The following is a 24,686-nucleotide window of genomic DNA, read 5'->3' as shown; positions in this document are numbered from 1 at the left end:
GAGCTGTCGAAGACGTCCTTGCCCTGGCCCATGTTGGCCACGACGCGGCGCACGCCCGAGTAGGTCTGGTAGTACTTGTCGAACTCGACGTTCACCGTACCGCCCTTGCCGGACAGGATGAAGGTCTCGTCGCCGTCGGTGGTGTTGAAGTACTTGCGCAGCGCCGCGCGGTCGCCCGCGTTGATGTAGAGCGTGTCGCCGACCTGCGTCGCCAGGAAGGGCTGAACCTTCGGCGCCTCGTAGTTCAGGTTGAACAGGTTGATCTTGAACAGGTCCATGTCGAACACGGTGATCGACGTGAACAGCAGGTTCAGTTCGACGAACAGGCTCGCCTTGAAGTCGGCGCCCATCGTGATGTTGAACAGGTTCTTGAAACCGCCGTTCTGGTACCCGTACATCGTGGCGATTTCGCTGCCGCGGATCTTGCCGTCGGCCTTCCAGTTCACCTGCGTGACGTAGCCCAGGTCGTCCTTGACCAGCGTCGGGTAGTAGATGTCCTGGAGATCCAGCGTCGTGTAGAAGGTGACGCCGGCCTGGATGCCGCCGGAGATCGGGCCGATGCCCACCGCGCCGCGCAGGCTGACGCCCGCGGTGATGGTGATTTCCGGCTTGTCCACGCCGCCCGTGCCGGGGACGATCTTGCCGTTGGCGAAGGTCGGCAGGCTGACGTCGTAGATGAAGAAGCCGTCCATGACGTCGAGCGGGTTGCCCGACGCGATGGCCTGCCGGATGCCGTAGGTGTCGAAGCCGACGGCGAGATCCGCCCAGGCGCCGAATTCCACCTTCGCGCCGATGGTGAAGGTGAAGGGGGTCGGCGGGAACAGGATCGTCGTCTGGATGGTGCTGGCGACGTCCTTGCCCAGCAGCGGGAATTCGTAGCTGAACAGGGTGGCCTCACCGCCCGTGAACAGCTGCTTCCAGTTGTTGATGTCCTTGATGTACTCCAGGAACTTGAAGCCGCTGCGGGGCGAACCCTTGGCCGGCTGGCTGCTCTTGGGGGCCATCAGCTGGTTGGCGATGCTCGACAGACGGTCGGTCAGCGCCGCCGGCAGGACGGAGCCGGCGAGCTGGTTCAGAGATCCGACGGGGTCGGACGCGTATTTCAGATACTCCTCGGGGATATTGGCGGCCTTCATCGCCGCCACGCGATCCGCCATGGTCTTCAGGTTGGCGTCGCGCAGGATGGCCGTGACCCGCTCCACCATCGCCGGGTCGATCTTGGCCACCTGGACGTTGCCGCTGCCGAAGCCCTTCAGGTCGCCCAGCAGAAGCTCGCCGCTCTCCGCCCACTTCTCGACCTGATCCGGCAGGTTGATCAGGAACTTCGCCGCGTCGAAGAAGTCGGTGGGGATCGCCTTCTGCCCCTTCATGACGAGGAAGGCGTTGATGAGCCCCAGCGGCGTGGCGTCGCCGCCCAGCATGGAGGCGAACTCCATGCCCGGAATCGGCTTGGTCAGGAAGTCGATGAAGGGCTTCACCGGCTCCAGCGTGCCGGCGATCTTCTGCGTGATCGGCAGCAGCAGGTCCTTCACCAGCGACCCGATGTCGATGCGCAGCCGCTCCAGCGACACCTGCGGGGCGCTCGCCTTCTGGCCCAGCGCCCAGTCCCAGTTGATGACGAGGTCGGCGGCCATCTTCGGCACGCCCGGAATGCCCGGTGCGTCGAGCACGAGGCCAAGCCGCAGGTCGGCGTTGACGGTGAAGGAGGCCGCGAACGCCATCTTGAAGATGGGCATGCGGTCGCGGCTGTTGCCCTTGAAGTCGATGCCCAGCGTGGCGAGCACCCCGCCCGGCTGGAAGCCGGCGGCGTTGGGGTCGCTGTCCATGTCGGTGACGCGGGCGCGGAAGAACAGCAGCTTGCCTTCGGCGGCGAAGGGCGTCAGCAGGTTCGGGTCGTTCGGCGCGCCGTCCAGGTAGGCGTGGGCCGTCAGACGGATCTCGGGCGTCGTCCCATGGTTGGTGACGAGGTAGAGCCCCTCCGCCATGGAGATGCCGAAACCGAAGTCGAAGAACCAGTTGATGTCCAGCGCGAAGCCGCCGTTCACGTCCAGCGAGAAGCCGGGCAGGTCCAGCGCCAGCGGAATGTCGATGCCCGTGGCGACCAGCCGCTGGCCGAGCGGCAGCTCGAACTGGATGGAATCGGCGTTCTTCGGCAGGTCCTGCCCGATGATCCAGACGCCCAGGTCGGTGCCGGCCTTGTCGTACCAGTGGATGCGGATGTCGTCGGCGGTGATCCGGCCGTCGTGGTTGCCGTCCAGCAGCATGCCGGCCTTGTCCGGCCCCAGCAGGCCGAACAGCGAATCCCGGATGATCAGGATGGTCGAGCCGTTGGCCGACAGCTTGTGCCGCAGGTCGGCCAGCAGGCCGACGCGGATGTCCTGCGCGAAGTTGCCGACGGTGGCGAGCTTGCTGCCGATGAAGGGGATCGACTGGCTGAGGTTGTCGCCCAGCTTGTCCTGGACGAAGCCCAGCGCGTCGTCCAGACCGTCGAGGATGCGGCTGGGGTTGTTCAGCACGCCGAGCAGCGAGAAGTCGCTGACCATGTCCTGGACGATCTGCTTCACGTCCGGAACCTTGACGTTCAGCACCTTGCCCAGGCTGGCCTTGCCCGCCGCCACGTCCATCAGCGCCTTCACGCCGCCGGACGCGGTGGAGATCGTCAGGTCGCCGACGTTCATGTCGAAGCCGGCCAGTTCCACCCGCAGCGGCAGGTCGACGCCGAAGGCGCCCTCCAGTTCATAGCCGAAGTTGTCCGACAGGCGCTCGCGGCCGATGTAGAAGCGGCCGTCGTCCTTCATCGTGCCGCGAATCTGGTCCAGCTTGACGGTCAGGGTGGCGTAGTCGCTGGTGCTGGCCTTGCCGTCGCGGTCGAAGGCGACCCAGCCCTTGGACACGCCCATCTCGATCGGCCCGGCGTGGAAGCCGAGGTCGAGGTCGCTGCCCTGCACCTGCACGCCCAGCACGGCGCGCGTGCCGCCCGCCTGTTCCGGCGGGACGCTGACGCTGCGCTCCACCGTCACGTCGCGGAAGGTGCGGACGCTGGCCGGGTCGGCCACGGTCAGCTGCTTGCCGGCGAAGAGCTGCACCTCGACGCCGAGGTCGGCGGTGAGGCGCGAGGCCAGCGCCATGATCGCCGCCTGACGGCGTCCGTTCAGCTGCCCGGCGCCGAAATCGGCGTCGCTGTCGGCGGCTTCCGTCGCGGCGTCGATGACGCTGTCCACGGTCGCGCGGACGCGCTGCACGCCGGTGCCGGCGCTCGCCACGGCCGAGCGGAACTGAGTCAGAATCCGGGCGTATTCACTGTCACTGACCGCGCTGCGGTTCTGCGCGAAGCCCACCGCGCCGAAGGCGGCCAGCGCCACTGTCTGGAGGCGCGTGGGGTTGTAGTCGTAGAGGAAGATCTCCGGCTTGCCGTTCGCGAAGCGGATGCCCGCCTCGACCTGAAGGCTCGCCAGCGCCGACAGGGTGATCTTGCCCGACGCGCCCACGTCGAACAGCGACGTGATGAAGTCCAGCCCGTCCAGCCCGCCGCCGGCCATCTGGGCGAGGCTTTCCAGATCCAGGTTGAAGCCGAACTTCTTGGTGAAGACCTCGGTCAGGTTGAAGTGGATGTCCAGCGTGTCGCCGTGCAGCGCCAACGCGAAGATCTGGTCCTCATAACGCTTGGTGTTGTCGTCGTGGATGCCCAGCGCGTTCTCGATGATGCGCTCCACGTCGCCGATGGCGCCGGCCGGATTCTTGGCGGCGTCCTCCAGCTTGCCCAGCAGCGTGTCGACGAACGGGAAGGCGTCGGCCAGCGAGGTGCCGATGACCGGCAGTTCCGTGGTGTAGAAGGGCTGCGTGGACAGCGTGTTGCCGACGAACTCCACGCCCTCGCGCAGGGCGCCGACGATGTCGCCGAAGCTCAGGTTCTTGAAATTGAAGGCGCTGCCGAGATCCGGAAGGATCACGACGATGCTGTTGGACTTGATCGTGCCCGCCTTCAGCAGGGCCTGGAAGTCGGGCGCGAAGCTCGGGTTCTGGTTGATGACGGTGACCGATCCGGGGTGGAACGGATCCATCATGCGGATCGACAGCTCGATGTTCGGGGCCAGCGGAATGTCGCTGCCCACACCCGGATTGACCCGCAGCCCGCGCAGGACCGCGTAGGCCTCCCCGTTGATCGAGAAGCGGATGGCCGAGCCGGAAATCTCGTTGAAGGCGAAACGCCGGTCGAGCGGGTTGTTGGAACCCGGATTGCGATCCAGCGCCACCGTGGCGTTGGCCGCGACATGCACGCCCGACCCGGTGCCGACACCGCCCGCCTTGGCGCCGAGGAAGCCGAGCTGCACCGCGACTTCCAAATCCTTTACGTCCAGGCTGATGCCGCCGCTGAGCGCGACGTTCTCCACGCCCATGGTGAACTTGTTCTGGCGCAGCGTGAACCCGCCCTGCTCCAGCGCCACGGCGGCGTGGTCGAGGCGGACGGTGTGCGCGTCGGCCAGCCCGACGATGGTAAACCTCTCCCCGCCCACCTCAAGCTGGTAGCCCAGCATGGTGGTGTCGAAGAGGAAGGTCCCGTCGGAGAAGAGGTTGGAGCCAACGGCGACCTTGCCCGACTTGCCGAGCAGAGTCCGCCCGTCGAGGTCGAAGAAGAAGCCGAAGCTGCCCTGCACGAAGGCGGTCAGGCTGCCCTGGGCCGAGGTGGACAGGCTGAAGGCGTCGTTGCCCACGTCCAGGTTCAGCGGCAGGGAGACCGGCGTGAAGTCCTGGCGGAAGCTGAGGGGGACGCTGAAGGCGCGCTGGATCGGGTCGAAGGTGATCTGCATGCCCAGCGGCAGCACGCCGGAGCGGTTCACCGCCGCGACGAACTCCTGCAGCGTGGTGATCTGCTCGCGCGCCTTGTGGACAATGGCGGTGACGCCCTTCAGCCCGACGGGCGGGGTGCCCGACAGGACCAGCGACGTGCCGTTCAGCACCGCGCTGACCCCGTAGGTGCCGATGACCACCTCCACGCCGTTGACGCGCGCGGTGAGCGTGACCTGCGCGTCGGCCAGCGCCGCCGCGTCGAAGCCGCCGAACGGGTTGACCAGCACGGCCACCGTGCGGCCGTCGATGGTCGCCGCACCCACGCTGGCCGAGGCGACCGTCATCAGGTCGACGCGCGGCTTGTAGAAGTCGATGCGGTTGTAGACCTGCTGCTGGAAGCCCGTGGCGAAGTCCAGCACCGTGTCCAGGCTGCTGTCCACGAACGGGATCGCGGTCAGGAAGTTGTCGCCCTCCGCGACGCTTTGCAGCGTCTCGACGAACTGCGGGAACATCTGGATCAGGTCGACGACCGACATGCTCTTGAAGTCGGCGAGCTTGTCGAAATTCTCCGTCGTGACCGAGATGCCCTTGCCGGTCAGCGGGTTGCCGCTCATCCGGATGGTCGGCGTCTTGCCGGCGGACAGGTCGAGCCCGGCCAGAGAGGCGTAGACCGGCAGCACCGCCTGCACGCTGTCCTGCGTGGTGGTGTAGGTGAAGCCGCCCGTCGCGGTCTGCGTGACGCTGCCGGCCAGGGTGATGGACAGGCTGCCGGTCTGGCGCGCCTTGTCGCCCAGGCTGACCTCCAGCGGCCCGAGTGCCGCACCCAGGTCGATGTCGTCGACCGCCGCCTTCGCCGTGAAGTTCAGCGTGTCCAGCTTGAAGCTGGCGCTGCCCTTCTTCCAGTCGATGGCGATCTTGAAGCCAAGCTCCGCCGCGACGTTCAGGTTCACGTTCAGCGCGCCGTCGAGCTTCAGGCCGATGGCGTCCACCGACGCGCCGAAATCGACCTTGATGGTGGAGCTGGCGCGCAGCGTGTCGTGGAAGACGATCTCCAGCCCCGTGTCGCTCATCGAGAGCGCCAGCGCACCGGAGCCGACGCCCGGCAGGGTCGGCAGCCAGTTGGCCTGGAGATAGCTCATCAGGCCGCGCAGCGTCGGCGCCTCCGCCGTCGGGGCGGGGGTGCCGGTGCGGATCGTCTGGGTGGCCTTCTCCTCGCCCAGCGCCGCCGAGACCTTCAGACCGACGGGGGTGGAGGCGAGGCCGGCGGCCTGCCGGATCTCGTCCCAGCCGTTGAAGCCGTCGCGCACCGACCCGGCGCGCAGGACAACCTCGCTGCCGTCGGCCAGGATGGCGGTCCAGGTCAGGGTGGTGTTGGGGTTGTCGATGGTGACGCGCACGCCGTCGTCCGCCGCGTCGAACGGGTTGGCGCCGCCGTCGAAGGCCAGACGGACGGAGTGCGCGGCCTGATAGCGCTGAACGTACTGGCCGATGCCCGTCACCTTGTCCAGGCCCAGCATCTCGGTCACCGAGACGTTGAGCACCGGCAGGGCCTTGGCCAGCAGGTTGTCGTTGGTCGGCTGGCCCTGCTGGTCGTAGGCCGGGGTGAGGTCGGCGTGGATGTCGTTGAGCTTGTCGGAAACGCTGTCGATGGCGTTGCCGAGGATGCCCGTCAGCATCGCGTCGAGCTGGCTGAGGTTGAACCGCGGCGCCAGCACGGCCGCACCGTAGTTCAGCGTGATCGGCTGGCCCGACACGATCAGCGTCTGGTTGATCGCCTCGCCCAGCGTGTTGGCCTCGGCGAAGACCTGCCCGGTCATGGTCAGGTTGATCGGCGTGATGACGTTGACCGTGCCCGTGCCGCGCAGGGCGTAGCCGCTCGTGCCGTCGGCCTTGCGCATGACGATGACGGCGATGCGCCCGTCGGTCAGCTGCGCGCCCGCCCCGTCCACGCCGATGAAGGCGGTGACGCCGTCGGCGGCGACGGCGATCTGCTCCCGCCCGCCGACAACGCTCTTCTGCACCAGGAAGTTGCCGGACAGCGTGGCGACCCCGGCGATGCCGAGGTCCGCGTGGCCGCCCAGCGTGATGTTGCCCTGCGCGTCGAAGCTGGCGGCCATGGTGCCGGTCAGCGACAGCGCGTCCAGGCCCGTCACCGTGACCGTGCCCATGATGGAGCCGCTGCGCGCGCTGCCGGGGCCGAGCACCAGCGTGCCGGAGCCGTGCGTCAGGCCGAAGCTGGCGCCCGCGACGGACACGCCGATCTGCACGTCGGTCGCGTGCAGCTCCCACTGGCGGGAGCCGGAAACGTCCTTCAGCGACAGGTCGAAGGCGCCCGACAGCCGGGCGGAGCCAACCTGCACCGTGCCGCTGACCGCCAGATCGGTGACGACCGTGCCGGCGCTCAGCTCGATGGATGTCGCCGGGGTCACCTGGACCGCGCGGCGGGCCGAGGACCAGTCGATGACCGCCGCACCCGTCGGGGCGGCGACGCCGGTCGCCGAGGACAGGGCTTGGTTGAGGTCGAGGCTGGCGGAGTCCAGATCCAGCAGGCGCGTGCCCGCGACCGTGGCGCTGCCCACCGTCGCCTTGCCGGTCAGCCAACGGCGGCGGTCGCCGCCGGTCTCGCCGCTGACGACGATGGCGAGGTTGACCCCCGCCATGACGAGGCCCAGCCCCTCCCCGCCCGCGCGCAGCGCCGCCGCGAGACCGGCGCCGCCCAGGACGAGCTGATTCACGACAGCCGTGCTGCCGTCGGTCAGGGCGACCGTGCGGTTCGTCAGCGCCTCGACGAACAGGTCGCCTTCGGCGGTGATGACGTTGGCGACGTTGGCCGACATATGGCCGCGCAGGCGCGTCTCGTCCGCGACGAGCTTCATGTCGTAGCGGCCGGTCGCCGTGGCGACGCTGGTCTCCACCGCGCCGCCCCAGCGGTTGTAGGCGATTTGCAGTTGGTCGGCCTGGATCGACACGGCGCCGCCCGCATCGAACGCCACCGAGCCTTCGGCCTGCACCGCGTAGCGGGTGGTGATCGCGCCGTCCGCCGCACGCTCGTGCCGCAGGATCAGCGCGCCCTTGCCGGACGCCAGCGTGGCGCCGAGCGCCCCGCCCAGCGTGACGAAGCCGGTGACGTTCTCCAGCCCGATGCGCAGGTCGGTGACGGTGACGCCCGCCTCCACCCGCTGCTCGACCCGCAGGGCGAGCGAACCGGACAGGGTGCCGAGGCCGCTGATGGCGATGTCGCCCTGGCGGATCACCACGTCCTGCACACGGGTGCCGTCGGCGAAGGTGACCTGACGCGGCGGCGTGGTCAGGCCGGTGCGCACGGCGATGTCAATGGCGCGACCCAGCGTGTTGATCTGAATCGTCGCGTCTGCCCGCATCGTCACCGCGCCGTCGAAGCCGCGCAGTTCCGCGATGCCGGAGGCGTAGAGCGCGTAGCCGCGCTCCCCACCCGCCGTGCGCGACAGGACGAGGCCGACCGTGACGTTGCTCAGCGACACGCCCGCCTCGCCGCTGCCCACCGTCGCGTTGACGTTGGCGGCACCGATCAGCAGGTAGGACGGCGGCTGCTCCACCGCCCGCGACAGGCCGAGCGTCAGCGCCGGCACGCCGTTGCCGGCCAGCGCGCCGACGCCGACGATGCGGAACTGCCCCGACGAGCCGGCGACCGCATAGACCGCGACGTTCCCCGCGCCAACGCCCGGAAGCTGCTCCAGCGCGCTTTGCAGCGCGGCCCGCTGCGCCTCCGCCGACAGGCCGGTGAGGGTGGCGGAAAGCGCCCAATCCGCACCGTTGCCGAGGCGCAGGCGCGCCACGTCGGCGACCTTGCCGTCGGCCAGACGCAGATCGACCGTCTGCACGGGCGACAGCGCCAGCGTGGCGATGTCCTTGCCCTTCAGGGCGTTGGTGAAGGTGACGGTCCACAGGCCCGCCGCGTTGCGCGTCACGGTGACGTTGCCGACGCCGATGCCCGGCAGGCCTTCCAGGGCGGTGCGGATCGCGTCGGCGCTGGCGTCCAGCGACAGCGGCGCGGTGGTGGCCGCGCCCAGGCTGATGGCGAAGCTGCCGGACGTCGTGGACCGCAGGTCAAGGCGCTGCACCTCCGACGTGGTGGCGCCGGTGCGGGTGGTGGTGAGGGAGGCCGCCGGCGCGCGCACCGGATCGACCACGCCGTCCATGACCGGGATGGTCTGGCCGAGCGCCGCGCCGCCGAACGCCACGCGCCACTGCTGCGCCGCGCTGTCCAGCGTCACCGTCACGTCGCCGCCGAAGGACGCGAAGCTCTTGCTCGCTGCGTTGGTCGCGTTCAGCAGGGCGCTGCGAACCGTCTCCGGCGCGGCGTGCAGGTCGAAGGCGGCGGTGGTGAAGGTCGCACCCTTGAACTCGAACGCCAGGGTGAAGGTGCCGGACAGCTCCGCGCCGAAGGTGTCGATGCGGTGCACGGCCCCGGTCGCCTGCCCGCCCATGGCGGTCTGGGCAAGGCTGTAGGTGACGTCGTGCTGGCTGCCGCTGTCGATGACGGTCAGCGAGCCCCGCCCTGCCGCGGCGGCGGTCAGCTTGATCGTGTAGCCCTGGATCATCAGGCCGGTGGCCGGGTCGCGCGTGACGGTTGCGCCGTCGCCGACCAGGGTATTCAGGGCCTCCTGGATGTACCGGGTCTGGTTGGTGATGTCGTGCACGTAGCGCACGGCCACCGACTTGCCGCCGAAGCTGAGCGTGAAGAGGTTGCCGCTGCGGTCGGGCTGCGCGACCTGGGCGTTCAGCGTCAGGTAATAGCCGGACGCCGTGGCCTGCGTGCCCTGGCTTTCGACGTGAGTCTGGCCCCAGTCGGTGCGGTCGGCCGGATCGGCGGGCGGGACCATCGTCGGGGCGGCGACGGCCTGCCCGTCCAGCGCGCCGACAAAGCGGATCTCGAATCCCTGCGCGCGGTCGCCGGTGACCTGGACGTTGCCGGCGCCATACAGCGTCTGCAAGCCGGTCTGGAGCGCCGCCGCGAAGTCGGAGTCCGAGCGCGGAATCCCGTTGACGGCCGACGCGACGGTGACGCTGGCGGTCCCGACGGTGAACTTATAGTCGCCCTCGCGGAAGCGCGTGCCGTCGGCGCTCGCCGCCTTCAGCGCGATGGTGGTGCTGGTCTTCACGCCGCCCTGGGTCAGCGTGTCGACCGCGCCGCTCGCCCCCTGCTGCGCGTTGACGGTGACGACCTGCGGCACGACCAGCGGGACCGACTGCTTGGTCACCGCGAACTCGCCCGACAGGCTGGCGAAGCCGTCGATGCCGACGTTCACCGCACCGGCCAGTTCCAGGTTGCCGCTGCTGTCGAAGCGGGTCGCGAGCACGCCGTTCAGGGTCAGCCCCTGCACGCCGGTGACCGACGCCGTGCCGCTGATGCTGCCCGACCGCTGCCCGTTCGGCCCGAGCACGAGGATGCCCGCGCCGTCGGTGATGGCGACGCGCGCCCCTTCCGCCTCCAGCGCCGCGTAGGCGCGGGACGCGGTGACCGTCCAGGTGCGGCTGCCGTCCGCCCCCTGGACCAGCGCGATGTCGAACGCGCCGCCCATCGTTGCCGGGCCGAAGGCCAGCGCGCCGTCCAGCGTGACGTGGAACACCGGCCCGCCGTCGGCCAGCCGAACGGCCTTGGACGCGTTGAGCGTCACGGGCAGATTGCGCGCCGCCCAGTTCACCACCGGGCCGCTGGTGCCGAGCGCGTCGCCCGACACGCCCAGCGCGCGGTTGACCGCCAGGGTCGCGCTGCGGATATCGGCGGTCGCGTAGCCCTGGACCGTGAAGCCGTGCAGATCCGCCATGCTGGACAGCCAGCGCCGGCCGGCGCCGCCGACTTCGCGGCTGATGACCACGGCGATGTCGGCGTCGGTCAGGCTGGCGCCCACGCTGGCCGTACCGACCGCGCCATGCACCCCGGCACCGCCGAAGATCAGCTGGTCGACCGCGACCGTGCTGCCGTCCGTCAGGGTGACCGACTGGCCGGTGCGGCTTTCGATGAACATGTCGCCGCCGACGCTCAGCGCGCCCGCGAGGTCCACCTCCATCCGGCCGCGCAGGCGCGTCTCGTTGTCGATCATGCGCAGCGCGTAGGAGCCGTTGGCCGTCGCCACCGTGGTGTCGAGCGCGCCGCCCCAGCGGTTCCAGGCGATCTGGAGCGTGTCGGCCTTCAGCGTCACGCCGCTGACGCCGTCCAGCGCCACGTTGCCCTCCGCCGCCAGCGCGTAGCGCTTGGTGACGGTGCCGCCCGCCTCCTCGTTGCGCAGGATCAGCGCGCCGCGCCCGCCCGTGACCGTCGCGGCCACGCCGCCGAGGCCGAGCGAACCCGTGACCGTCTCCAGCCCGATGGACAGATCCGTGACGGTGACGCCGTTCTCCACCCGCTTGGTGGAGATCAGACGCAGGCTGCCCGACAGGGTGCCGAGGCCGGCGACGCCCACGTCGCCCTGCGAGATCGTAATGTCGCGGACCTGATCGCCGGTGGCGAAGGTCACCTGACGGTTCGGCGTGGTCAGGCCGGTCTTCACCGACAGATCGACCGCGCGGCCCAGCGTGTTGATGCGGATCGCCGCGTCGGCGTTCAACGTGACGGCGCTGTCAAACCCGTTCAGATGCGCCGTGCCGGTGGCGTAAAGGGCGTAGCCGGCCGCCGGCAACGTCGCCGTGGCGCGCGACAGGACGAGGCCCAGCGCGGCATCGTTGATCGCGACACCGGTCGTCGCCGTGCCCACCGAGGCGTTGACGTTGGCGGCACCGATCAGCAGGTAGGACGGCGGCTGCTCCACCGCCCGCGACAGACCCAGCGTGAAGGCCGGCAGGCTCTTGCCCGCCAACGTCCCCGTGCCCAGCACGCGGAACTGGCCGGGTGCGCCCTCGACCGCCACGACGGCAACGTTGCCGCGCCCGACGCCTGGCAGAGCCTCCAGCGCGTGCAGCAGGGCGGTGCGCTGCTGTTCTGCGGTCAGGCCGGTCAGCGCGACGGTGCCGTTCCAGTCGGTGGAACCCGACGCGCGCAGGCGCAGCTCGTCGGCGGTCTTACCGTCCGCCAGCACCAGATCGACCGTCCGCACCTCCACGGCGCGGAGCGTCGCGACGGCCTTGCCGGCCAGCGCGCCCTGGAAGCGGATGTCCCAGCCGCCGCCCGACAGGGCGGTGACGCGGACGTTGCCGGCGCCGATGCCGGCCAGCCCCTCCAGCGCGGTTTGCAGAGTCCGGGCGGAGAGACCCTCCGCCGACAGCGGGGCGGTCACCTGCGCGCCGAAGGCGATGGCGAAGGCGCCCGTCGCGGCGTCCAGCGTCAGGCGTTGCGCTTCGGAGCTGGTGGCGCCCGTGCGGATCGTGGTCAGGGATGCCGTGGGGGCGGGCACCGGGTCGAAGACCACGGTCATGACCGGGATGGTCTGCCCGACCGCCGCGCCGCCGAACGCGATGCGCCACTGGTTGGTGGTGCCGTCCAGCGTCACGGTGGCCGTCGCGCCGGTCGCGGCGAAGGTGGCGCCGCTGGCATCCACGGCGTTCAGGATGGCCGTCTGCACGGCCTGGGCGCCCGCGTGGAAGTCGATGGCGCCGGTGGTGTAGGTGCCGGCACCGGCGGTCTTGCCCGACACCAGCACCGTCAACCGCGCGGCCGGGGCCAGCAGCGGCGTGACCGTGCGGGTCATCGGCTGGATGGCCTGCCCGACCGCCGCCCCGCCGAAGCTGACGCGCCACTTGCCGAGTGCTGCGTCCAGCACCACCGACACCGTCGCCCCGGTCGCGCCGAAGCGGACGCCGTCCGCCGCCGTCGCCTTCAGAATCGCGGCGGCGAGGTCGGCGGAGGCCGCGTGCAGGTCGATGGCGCCGGTGCGGTAGGCCTTGCCCGCGAAGGCGAAGGACAGGGTGAAGCTGCCCTGCGTGCCTGCGGGGAACGTGTCCACCAGATGGACGGCCCCGGTCGCGGCCGTGCCGCCGGCCGGCGGCTGGGCGGTCAGTGTGTAGGTGACCTCCGCCAGACCGCTGTTGGCGACCGACATGCGGCCCAGCGCCAGCGCCGGATCCTTGAAGCTGATCCGGTAGAGCTGCGCGCTCATCGGCGACGGGATTTCCGTCACCGTGACGTTGCCGATGCCGACGATGGCCTCCAGCGCGTCGCGGATCTGGCGCGGCTGGGAGAACTGGATGTCGACGAACTTCACCTGCGCCGTTCGGGCGCTGTTGGCGAAGGAGAAGGTGAAGGTGTTGAGGTTGCGCGACGCCCCTTCCGGACGCTCGATCAGCAGGACGTAGTCGTTGCTCGGCGCCTCGGCCGACGCCTGCTTCTCCACATAGGTGCCGCCGCTGGTCGCCAGACCGGCCGAGGGATCGGCCGGCGGCGCCATCCAGAGCCCGGCTCCGCCCGCGCTGGCCGCGAGCGGAATGTCGGTGCCGGACAGAGTGCCGACGAACTCGATGGTGTAGCCGGTGGCGCGGTTGCCAGTGACCAGCAGGTTGCCGGTGCCGAACAGCAGGCCCAGCGCGCCGCTCAGCCGGTCGGCGAAGACGGCGTCGGACACCGGCGTTCCGCCAGCGGTCAGGCTGCTGGCGCTCGCCTGCTTGCCGCCGTAGGCGAAGCCGTAGACGCCCTCCCGGAAGCTGCCGTCGCTGCCGGTGGCCGTCAGCCGAAGCTTGGTGTTGGTCTTGACGTTGTAGTCGAAGGACAGGGTGAAGCTGCCCTGCGTCCCGTCGGGGAAGCCGTCCAGCAGATGCACGGCACCGGTGCCGGCGCTCGCCTGCCGCTCCACATAGGCGCTGCCCCAGTCGGCGTTCTCCGCCGGGTCGGCGGGCGGGGTCATGGTCAGGCCGGTAACCGCCTGGCCCGCGAGCGCGCCGGTGAACTCGACATCGAAGCCCGCCGCGCGGCTGCCCGTCACCGTCACGGTGCCCGCGCCGAACAGCAGTTGCAGCGCGTTCTGGAGCTTGAAGGCGAAGGCCTCGTCGGTGCTGTTCTCCGTGCCGTTCAGCGCCTTGGAGCTGACCGTGACGGTCGTGCCGTTGCGGGTGAAGCCGTAGGTGCCCTCGCGGAAGCGGGTGCCGTCCGCACTGGCCCCGGCCAGCCGTACAACCGTGTTGGTCTTGACCCCGCCGGCTGTCGTCTCCGTCACCGTGCCGGACGGGCCGGCGGACGGCGTGCGCGTGACCACGTCGGGCAGCAGGACCACCGGCGCCTGCTTCGACACCGCGAATTCGCCATTCAGCGTGGCGTAGCCGGCCACGTCGATGGCGACGGCGCCCGCCAGTTCCAGGTTGCCGGCGCTGTCGAAGCGGGTGACCAGCGTGCCGGTCAGCGTCAGCCCGTCGACGCCCGTGACCGAACCGGTGCCGGAGATCGTGCCGCTGCGCTGGCCGTTGGGGCCGAGCAGCAGGTTGCCCGCCGCGTTGTCGATGCCGACCCTGGCACCACCGGCTTCCAGCGCGACATGAACGCCGCTGGCGACGACGATCCAGGTCCGGCCGCCGTCGGCCGCCTGATCGAGCTGCACGTCGAAGCTGCCGCCCAGCGAGGCCGGGCCGAACTGCATCGCGCCGTCCACGGCCACCTTGAAGACCGGGCCGGCGTCGTCGATGCGAACGGACTTCGTGGCGTCCAGCGCGATGTCGGCCGCCGCCGCACCGCTCCAGTTCACCACCGGGTCGATCGTGCCCAGCGCGTCGCCGGTGACGCCCAGCGCGCGGTTGACCTCCAGCGTCGCGCTGTGGATGTCGGCCAGCGCGTAGCCCTGGACCGTCGCCCCGCCCAGCGCCGCCTTGGCGGTCAGCCAGCGGCGGGAGCCGTTGGCCTCGCTGCTCAGCACCACGGCGATGTCGGCGTCGGTCAGGTTGGCGCCGACGGAGGCCGTGCCGAGCGCCGCCGAAACCGCCGCGCCGCCGAAGACGAGCTGGTTCACCGCCACGGCACTGCCGTCGGTCAGCATCACCGTGCGGCCGGTCCGGCTTTCGATGAACATCTCGCCGTCGATGGACAGCGCGCCGGCCACGTCGGCGTGCATCTGGCCGCGCAGGCGCGTCTCGTTGTCGATCAGCGACAGGTGGAAGCTGCTGTTTGCCCCCTCGACCACCGTGTCGAGGTCGGAGCCCCAGCGGTTGTAGGCGATTTGCAGGTTGGTCGCGGTCAGCGACACGCCCGACACGCCGGTCAGCGCGACCGAGCCCTCCGCGACCAGCGCGTAGCGCGTGCGGATGCTGCTGTCGGCGGCGATCTCCTGCCGCAGCACGATGGCGCCGCTGCCCTGCGACAGGCTGGCCGCCACGCCGCCCAGGCCCAGCGAGCCGTCCAGCGCGTCGAGCCCGATGCGCAGGTCGGTGACGCGCGTGCCGTTCTCCACCGTCGTGCTGCTGACCAGCTTCAGCCGGCCGGAGACGGTGCCGAGGCCCGCGACCGTCAAGGCACCCTGGTTGACCGTCACCTCGCGCAGCAGGGCGCCGTCGGCGAAGCTGAGGGTGATCGGCGCGCCGCCCGTGGCGATCTGTTGGCTGATCGCCATGCCCAGCGTGTTGATGCGCACGCGCGCGTCGGCGACGAGGCTGATGTCCCCGCCGAAGCCGCGCAGCGCCGCCGTGCCGGCGGCCTCCAGAGCGTAGCCGTTCTCGCCTGCGATGGTCTTCGCCAGGATCAGGCCCAGGCTGCCGTTGGCGATCTCGACACCGGCGGTGCCACCGCCCAGCAGCGCGTTGACGCCCGTCGCCCCGACGAGGATGCGCCCGTTGGCGCCGGCCTCGCGCACCACGCTGAACTGGCCGGACAGCGCGCCAAGGCCCGCCACGGCGAGGCTGGCGGAACCGGTCAGGGTCAGGCCGCCCTGCGCGTCGAAGCTGGTCTGGAAGGTGCCGTCGAAGCCGAGGCCGTCGACGCCGCTGACCAGCGCACGGCCGGTGATCGTGCCGCTGCGGTTGTTGCCCGCCAGCAGCAGCGTGCCGTTGCCCTCCGTCAGCCCGACCTCGACGCCCGCCGCGGCGATGCCGACGCGCGCGTCGTGCGCCGAAACGGCCCAGGCGACCGCACCGTTGGATTCGGTCAGGACGATATCGAAGGCGCCGCCCAGCCGCGCCGGACCCATGGCGATGGCGCCGTCCACCGACAGCGCGAAGGTGACCAGCTTCTGATCCATGACCGCATTGCGGTCCGCCGACAGGGCGACCGCGCGCGCCGCACCGCTCCAGTCGATGACCGCGCCGGACCCGGCCAGCCCGGCGCCGTCGAGCGCGCGGTTGATGGACAGGCTGGCGCTGGCGATGTCGGCCAGGGCGTAGCCGCTGACCGTGGCGCCACCGACCGACGCCTTGCCGGTCAGCCAGCGGCGGCCCGTGCCGCCCCGCTCCGTGCTCAGCACCAGGGCGATGTTGGTGTCGGTCAGGCTGGCCCCGACCGAGCCGTTGCCCAGCAACGCGCCGACCCCGGCGCCGCCGAAGACCAGCTGGTCGACATGGACCGCCGTGCCGTCGCTCAGGCTGACGGTGCTGTCGGTGACCGTCTCCAGGAACAGCTCGCCGTTGACCGACAGGACGCCGGCCACCGCTGCGGTCGCCTGACCGCGCAGGCGCGTCTCGTTGTCGATCAGGGAGACGGTGTAGCTGCCGAGACCCGTGCTGACCGTGGTCGCCTCCACCGCGCGGCCGAGGCGGTTGTAGGCGATCTGCAAGTGCTCGGCGGTCAGGGTGATGGCCCCGGCGCCGGTCAGGCTGACCGAGCCTTCCGCCTGCACGGCGTAGCCGCTGCCCTGCGCGTCCTTGCGCAGCAGGACCGCCCCCTTGCCGCTGGTGAGGCTGGCGCCCATGCCGCCCAGGCCCAGCGTGCCCTGCACGCCCTCCAGCCCGATCTGCATGGTGGTGACCTGCGCCGCACCCGTCCCCGTCGTCTCCGACCGGATGGCGAGGGCGCCGCTGACCGTGCCCAGCCCGGCAACGGTCAGGTCGCCATGGGTGACGCTGACCTCCTGCACCGACGCGCGGTCGGCGAAGCGGATGGCCAGCGGCTGGCCGGCAACGGTGATGCTCTGATCGACCGCGCGGCCCAGCGTGTTGATGCGCACCGTCGCGGCGGCGGACAGGCTGACCCCGCCGAAGCCCTGGAGGCTCGCCGTGCCCGAGGCCACCAGCGCGTAGCCGCTGGTCGTCTCCGTCAGCGCCGCCACATAGAGTCCGAGTGTCGCACCGCCGACGGCGATGCCGGCCCCACCCGCGCCGAAGCTGGCGTTGACGCCCGTCGCCCCGATCAGGATGGAACGGTCGGCCCCACGGGTGACGGCGAAGTTGCCGGACAGCGTGCCGAAGCCGGCGACCGTCAGGTCGACGCCGGTGCCCTCGAAGACAATAGAACCGTCCGCCCCGAAGGACGCGGCGAAGCGCCCGGACAGGCTGAGGCCACCGAGGCCGCCCACCACCGCCGTGCCCGACAGGCTGCCGCCGCGCGCCCCGTTGGGCGCGAGCACGAGGGAACCGCCCGCCCCCTCGATCCCGACAAAGGCCGGGCCGGCTTCCAGTCCAAGCTGGGCGTCGGCGGCGTTGATGGTCCAGGTGCGGGCGCCGGCCCCGTCCTGCGTGACCACGATTTCGAACGCGCCGCCCAACCGCGCCGGGCCGAGCTGAAGGCTGCCGCTGACGGGCAGGGCGAAGCGCGGCCCCGCCATGGACAGCGTCAGGGTCTTCGCGTTCTCCAGCGTGATCGTCTTCGACGCCGCGTCAGCCCACTGGATGGCGACGGCGTTGGCGGTGTTCAGCGCGCCCGACACGGCGTCGAGGGCGCCGTTGATCTCCACCCGCGCGCTGTCCAGGTCCTTCAGCGTGTAGCCGCCGATGGAGGCCGCACCGATGCTCGCCTGCGTGGTCAGCCAGCGGCGCGCCGTGCCGTTGGCCGTACGCTCGCTGTTCAGCACCACGGCGATGTCGATGTCGCCGAACTCGGCCCCAAGCCCGCCGGCACCGCCGCTGATCGCCGCGCGCACGCCCGACCCGCCGAGGATCAGCTGATCCACGCGAACCGCGCTGCCGTCGGTCAGCGTGACCGCCTGGTTGGTGACGCTCTCGATGAACAGGTCGCCATCGACGCTCAGGAGGTTCGCGACCTCCGCGTGGATGGTGCCGGAAAGCCGCGTCTCGTCCTTCAGCAACTTGACCGTGTAGTCGCCGGTCGCCGTCGCGACCGTGCTTTCCACGGCATCGCCCCAACGGTTGACGCCGATGCGCAGATTCGTGGCGTTGAGCGTGATGCCGCTGACGCCGGTCAGCGCGACCGCACCTTCCGCCTGCACCGCGTAGCGGCGCGTGGCGATGCCGTCGCTGGTCAGCTCGCTGCGCAGGACCACGGCACCACGGCCGCCGGCCAGGGCAGCGCCGACGCCGCCCAGCGCCAGGGTGCCCGACACCTCGTCCAGGCCGATGCGCAGATCCGTGACGCTGGTGCCGTTCACCACCTGCACGGTGCTGACCAGCTTCAGCGCGCCGGAGATCGTGCCGACGTTCGCGACGGTCAGGTTGCCCTGGGTGATGGTGACGTCCTGGCGGGCGATGCCATCGGCGAACTCCACCAGCACCGTGCCGGCGGTCAGGCCGGCGCGGACGGGGATCGACACGGCCTCGCCCAGCCTGTTGACGCGGACCAGCGCCGTCGCCGACAGGCTGACCATGCCGTCGAAGCCGGTCAGCGTGCCGGTGCCGCTTGCCACCAGCGCGTAGCCGGTCTGCCCCGCCGCATTGCGCTGGAGCACCAGCCCCAGGCTGCCGTTGGTCAGCGACACGCCCGCAGTGCCGCCGCCGAGCGAGCCGTTGACCTGCGACGCGCCGATCAGGATGCGTTCGCTGCGGACGAGGTCGGTGCGGCTGCTCAGCACCTCCAGCGTGCCGAGGTCGGCGCCGATGAGGGTGTTGGTGAAGTCGATGTCGAAGGTCGAGGGCTGGCCGTCGCGCGCGGTGACCTTGACGTTGCCCTGGCCGAAACCCACCCCCGGCAGCAGCGAGATCAGGCTGGCGAGGTTGCTCGCCACCACGTCCTGACTGCGGCCGGCAACGTTCAGCTCGACGCTCCAGCCGGCAGTGCCGCCGAAGCGCACGGCGACCTCCGTCGGCTCCCGCCCGTCGGCGAGCAGGAGGGAGACGGTCTGCACGCGGCTGACCACCAGCGACGCCACGTCCATCCCGGCCTTGGCGCCCTGGAAGGCGATGTCGAAGCCGCCGCCCGCGGAGGCCGTCACGCGGACGTTGCCGGCGCCGATCTCCGGCAGGGTTTCCAGCGCCGCCTGGAGGCCGGCGGTGGTCAGGCCGGCGGCGGACAGGATGCCGGTCTGCACCGTGCCGTCGCCCACCGACAGGCGGAAGCGCCCGGTGCCGTCCAGGACAAGGCGTTGCGTCTCCGACGTGGTGGCGCCCATCTGCACCCCGGCCAATGCCGCGTCGGGGGCCGTGACGGTGCTGGTGATGCGGCCCTGCATGACCGCGATGTCGGCGGTCGCGGCGGCCCCGCCGAAGACGACCTGCCAGACATGCGTGCCGGCCAGGCCGGCGAGCAGGCTGACCTCGGCGTCCGCGCCCTCAATGCCGAAGACGCTGCCGTCGGCGGCGCGGGCCGACAGCAGGGCGTGCCGCACCTGCGCGGCGCTGGCGTTGAAGGCGATGTCGGCGGTGGTGTAGGTCTTGCCGGCGAAGGTGACGCTCAGTTCGAAGCTGCCTTCGACGCGCTCGTCATAGAGGTTCACCGTCTGGACGGTGCCGCGCGCCGCACTGCCGTCGCGCAGCGTGGCGACGGTCAGGCCGATGCCGGTGCTGGCCGTCCGCGCGACAAGCGTGTCGAGGTTCTGACCGCCCAGCGCTTGCGCAAAGTCGATGACATAGCGCGCGCTGCCGGGGGGGGAGGCGGAATCGTAGCGGACCGACACGCTGCCCGCGCCCAGCGTCGCTTCCAGCGCCGACTGGATGCGGGCCGCCTGATCCTGGACGCTGTAGCCCTGCGTCCCCTGCCGCTCCGTCGCGACCTTGAAGGTGATGGCCGGGTTGTTCGCGGCGACGACAAGCTGGGACAGGTTGATGCCGGCCAGATCGCCCCGGAAATCGACGATGTAGTCGATGGAGTTGTTGCCGGTGTAGGCGGTCTTGTAGGTGACCTTGACGTTGCCGACGCCGACGATGTCTTCCAGCACCGCCTGCATCTTGGCCGCCATGGCGAGCGGGCCGGTGCCGAAGGTGACCTTGGCCGTCGGCTTGCCGCCCAGCGTCATCCAGAACTGGCCGACGGCGTTCGGGTCGCCGGTGACGGTCAGCACCTGCCGCTCGTTCACCGCCGTGCCGTTGGTCAGCACCGGGATTGCCGCCGTGGTCTGCCCGCCCAGCGACAGGGTGAAGGTCGCGCCCGTGACACCGCTGTTCGTCAGGGTCAGGGCTTGGGATTCGTTGACGGAAGCGGTGGCGCGCGCGGTGCGCTCGATCACGCCCCAATCGGACTTGTCCGCCGGGTCGTCGGGCTGGGTCACAGTCAGGCCGACGACCGGCTTGCCGGTCAGGGCGCCGATGAACTCGATGGTGAAACCGTCGGCGCGCGTCCCGGTGACGCGCACATTGCCGTCGCCGATGACGGGAAGCTGCGCCAGCGCCGCCGCCATGTTGGCGGCGAAGGCGGCATCGGACAGCGGAACGGCGGACGCGCCGGTGCCGTCCAGGGACGTGGCGGTGACCGCCTGCCCGTCCAGCGTGAAGGTGTAGACGCCCTCGCGCGCAAGGCGGCCGGTGGCGTCGCTGACGGTCAGCTTCAGGACGGTGTTGGTCGTCTGGCCGCCGCGCACCACCTCGGTGATCGTCCCGGTCGCGCCGGGGGTGGCGAGGTTGACCGTCTCGACCGGCAGCGAAGTCACCGCCGGCTCGCGCAGGATCGCGAACTGGCCGCTGAGCGACCCGAAGCCGTCCACGCCCAGCGCGATGTCGCCGGCCAGCGCCAGCCCGCCGTTGCCGTCGAAGGCGGCGGCGAGCGCGCCGGCCACCGTCAGCCCGTCGATGCCCGTGACCGACCCGACGCCGGAGATCTGCCCGCTGCGCGCCCCGTTCGGCCCGATGAAGAGGGAGCCCGCGCCATTCTCGATCGCGACGCGCGCTGTGCCCGCCGAGAAGGCGACGGTGACGCCGGACGCCTGGAGTTCCCAGCTGCGTGTCCCGTCGGCGGCGCGGTTCAGCACGACCTCGAAGGAGCCGGCGATGGTCGCCTGCCCCAGCGTCACGCTGCCCGTGACCGGCACGGCGAAGCGCGGGCCGACGGCGTCCAGCACCACCGACTTGACGCCGTTCAGCGCCACGGCGCCGACGTTCTTCGACCAGTCGATGACGGCGGCGTTGGCGTTCGCAAGCGCGTCGCCGGCCGTGTCCGCGGCGCTGGCGAGCGCGCGGTTGATGTCGATGCGGGCGCTCGACAGACCGTTGAGGCGGTAACCGGCGACGGTGGCGCCGCCCAGCGTCGCCTCGCTGGTCAGCCAGCGGCGGCTGCCGCCGCGCTCGCTGGACAGGACCACGGCGATGTCCACGTCGCTCAGGGACGTGTCGATGCCGCTGTCCCCGGCGGACAGGACGGCGGACAGGCCGGCGCCGCCGACCACGAGTTGATCGACCGCGACCGTGCTGCCGTCGGACAGGGTGACGCTGCGGTTCGGGACGGATTCGACGAAGATGTCGCCGGCGATCGACAGGACGCCCGCGATCTCCGCGCGCGCGGTGCCGTAGACGCGCGCCTCGTCGGCGATCATGCCGACGCCGTACCAGCCGGCCCCGGTCGCGACCTGGGTGTCGACCGCCACGCCCATCCGGTTCAGCGACACGCGCATGTCGGTGGCGGACAGGGTGATGCCGTTCACCCCGGTCAGGGCGACGTCGCCGTTCGCCTGCACGGCGTAATGGGTGCCGGTCGCGTCCGTGCGCAGCAGCACCGCACCCCGGCCGTTGGTCAGCGCGGCGGCCGCCCCGCCCAGAGTCAGGCTGGCGGAGACGGATTCCAGGCCGATGCTGAGATCCGTCACCTCCGTGTTGCCGCTCATCGAACGCACGGCGTGGATGGCGAGCGAACCGGTGACGGAGCCGGCGCCGTCGATGGACAGCGTGCCGTTGGCGATGCGGATCGCCTCCACCGCGCGGTCGTCGGCGAAGCTCACGCGGAGCGTGGTGCCGCCGACCGTGATCGTTTGGTCGATGGCGGCGCCCAGCCGGTTGACCTCCACCCGTGCGTCGGCCGTCAGGTGGGCCGTGCCGCCGAAGCCGACGAGGCTCGCCGAGCCCGCCGCGACCAGCGCGTAGCCGCCCTGCCCCAGCGCGTCCGTGCCCAGCACGAGGCCGAGCGAGGCGCCGCTGACGCTGACCGCGTTGCCCGGCGCGCCGAAGCGGCCGGACACGTTCGTCGCCCCGATCAGCACGCGCGGCCCTTCGGCCGTCACCTGACGCACGGCGCTGACCTGCGCCGTCAGCGTTCCGAAGGAACCGAGGCCGAGTTCGACCTGACCGGACACCGCCAGCTCGCCGTCCGCGCCGAAGCTCGCCTGCGCGTCACCCGACAGCGACAGGCCGGCCACGCCGCCCACCTCGAACTTGCCGGCCAGCGTGCCGGAGCGGGTGCGGTCGTCCTTCAGCCGCAGCGAGCCGGAGGCGTTGCTCATGCGCAGGAAGGCCGGCCCCGCGGCCAGCAGAAGCTGCGCGTCGGCGGCGGTCAGCGACCAGCCCTTGACGCCGTCCTCTTCGAAGCGGGCCAGTTGCAGGGCACCGGACAGGGTGTTCTGGCCGATCTGGATGCTGCCCTGCACCGGCAGGACCAGCGTGTCGGTCAGCTGGTCCAGCTGCAGGCTGCGCCCGGTGGCGAGCGTGAAGGCCTTCGCCTGCTGCCACGCGATCACCGCGCCGTCGGTGCCCGACACCTCGCGGTTCAGCGACAGGGCGGCGTCCGTCACGTCGGCGAGGCGGTAGCCGGCGACGGTCAGAGCGCCGGGAACGGCCTTCGCGCTGACCCAGGAGCGCGATCCGTCGACCTCGCGCGCGTAGACCAGCGCGATGTCGGTGCCGGACAGGGTGGCCGTGGCGGCCCCGCCGGCGGTCAGGCTGACCATGGCGTTCAGGCCAGTGATGGCAATCTGCCGGACATCGACGGCGTGCCCGTCCGACAGGGTCACCACGCCGCGGTCGAGCGACAGGCGGAAGTCGCCGCTGGCGGTGGCGACACCCGCGATGCTGACCGTGAAGTGGCCTTCGATCTGCGCCGCGCCGGCGCCGAGCACCACGGCAATGGCCTCGCCTTCCGCCGGGACCAGCGCCGACACGGCGTCGGTGCCGCTGTTGATGCGGATGACGACCCGCTGGCCGTTGAGTGACACGGCGGAATCCACCGTGACCGCCACGTCGGCCACCGCCTGCAGGGCGAAGCTGGTGCGCCCGGCCCCGCCCGCGATGGGGGTGCGGGTGGAGAGGACGAGGCCCGCGCTGGCGTTCGTCGCCTGGACGGTCAGGTCGCCGACCGCCAGCCCGGCGGACAGATTCCGGATCCCGACCAGCAGGTCCGACACGCGGTCGGTCCCGTCGACCGTGCTGCGGGTGTCGAAGGCGAAGTCACCGCGCAGCGCGCCCAGCCCCGCCACGTCCAGCAGGGCGTTCGTCGCGGCATAGCGGTGGACCGCCTCCCCCGACGTGAAGCGCAGCGTGTCGCTGACGCCGCCGGCCGAGACGCTCAGGTCCACGGCGTGGCCCAGCGTGTTCGCCTCGTACCGCAGATCGCCGGACAGGCTGGCGCCGCCGAAGCCCTGGAGCAGGCCGGCGCCGTGCGCGCTGATGGCGTAATTGTCGCCCTCCGTCACCATGACGAGGCGACCGGCGCTCAGCGCCAGCGCCGCACCCTCGCCCGGATCGCCCAGCCGCGCGCCGACGTTCGTCGCCGCGATGCGCAGCCCGTTGGTGCCGCTGTCGGCGGACACGGCGAAATCGCCGGAGAGAGCCGCACCGCCCCCAAAATCAAGCTGCCCCTTGCCGCTCAGCGCCACCGCGTAGCGGTCGCCGGTCAGGGCGACGGAGCCGGTCATGCCCGTCAGGCCGCCGCTCACACCACCAACGGTCCAGGTCGCGCTGACGTCCCGCAGGCCGAGCGTGAGGGAGGCCTCTCCGCCCGTCCGGCTGACCGTGATGTCCCATCGTCCGGTCAGGTGCAGGCCCGCCAGATCGGCGGAGGCGTCCAGCGTCACCGTCCCCTGGCCGGTCGGGTTGGACAGCCATGTGAAGGCTTGGTCGAGCTTGGCGACCGCGTCCTGCGTCTGGGTGATCGCGAAATCGACCAAGCCCGGCAGGCGCGCCACGACCAGTTGCAGACGGTCGGCCTGATAGACCGGGAGCCCGTAAAGGCCCTGGCCGAAATACAGCCCCTTGTAGGAGGTGAAGGTGCCGCTGCGCTGCCCCCAGGTCATCACGTCGTAGACCTGACCGGACGTCGGCGTGAAGTTGTCGATCAGCGACAGGTCCAGCGTACCGGCCAGCGTGGCCTGCCCGGCCACCTGCACCTGATCGAACCCGCCGGAGCCGCCGCCCGCCCGGGTGCCGCCGATCTGGATCTGGAGGGTGCCGCCGTCCGTCTGGGTGAAGGCGTTCACCTGCAACAGGCCGGGCGAGTTGCCCGGCGCCACCGTGCCACCGTTGGTCAGGGTGCCGCTGAGCGTGCCATTGCCCGTCAGCGTCTCCGACCCGTCGATGACAACCTGCGGCGCGCCGAGGTCGGTGGCGTCCAGCGTCCGCGCGGCCCCCGTCGGCGAATGGATCGTCAGATCCGGGGTGGTCGTCGGCGCGACCAGATCCGACGACGGAGAAGCAACCGTCGGCTGAGTGGTCGTGGTCGATGCCGCCACATTGATGGTGGCCGTGGTGGTGGCCGCCCCGCTCTGCGCCAGCAA

Annotated in this window: 1 protein-coding gene (running past one end of the window); it reads right to left on the bottom strand. The window is 71.0% G+C overall.

Translation table 11 applies throughout. The features are described from left to right. On the bottom strand, positions 1-24,686 hold the 5' portion of the coding sequence (locus ACSVC7_RS10710; RefSeq protein ID WP_483508265.1) for an Ig-like domain-containing protein. It extends 21,583 nt beyond the left edge of the window; the window shows 24,686 of its 46,269 coding nt (coding positions 1-24,686); the start codon lies at positions 24,684-24,686; its stop codon lies beyond the left edge, outside the window.

Source organism: Azospirillum mesophilum, from assembly GCF_053470405.2.
The sequence above is the reverse complement of the archived record's forward strand: the minus strand, read 5'-3'. Positions and strand labels throughout refer to the sequence as shown.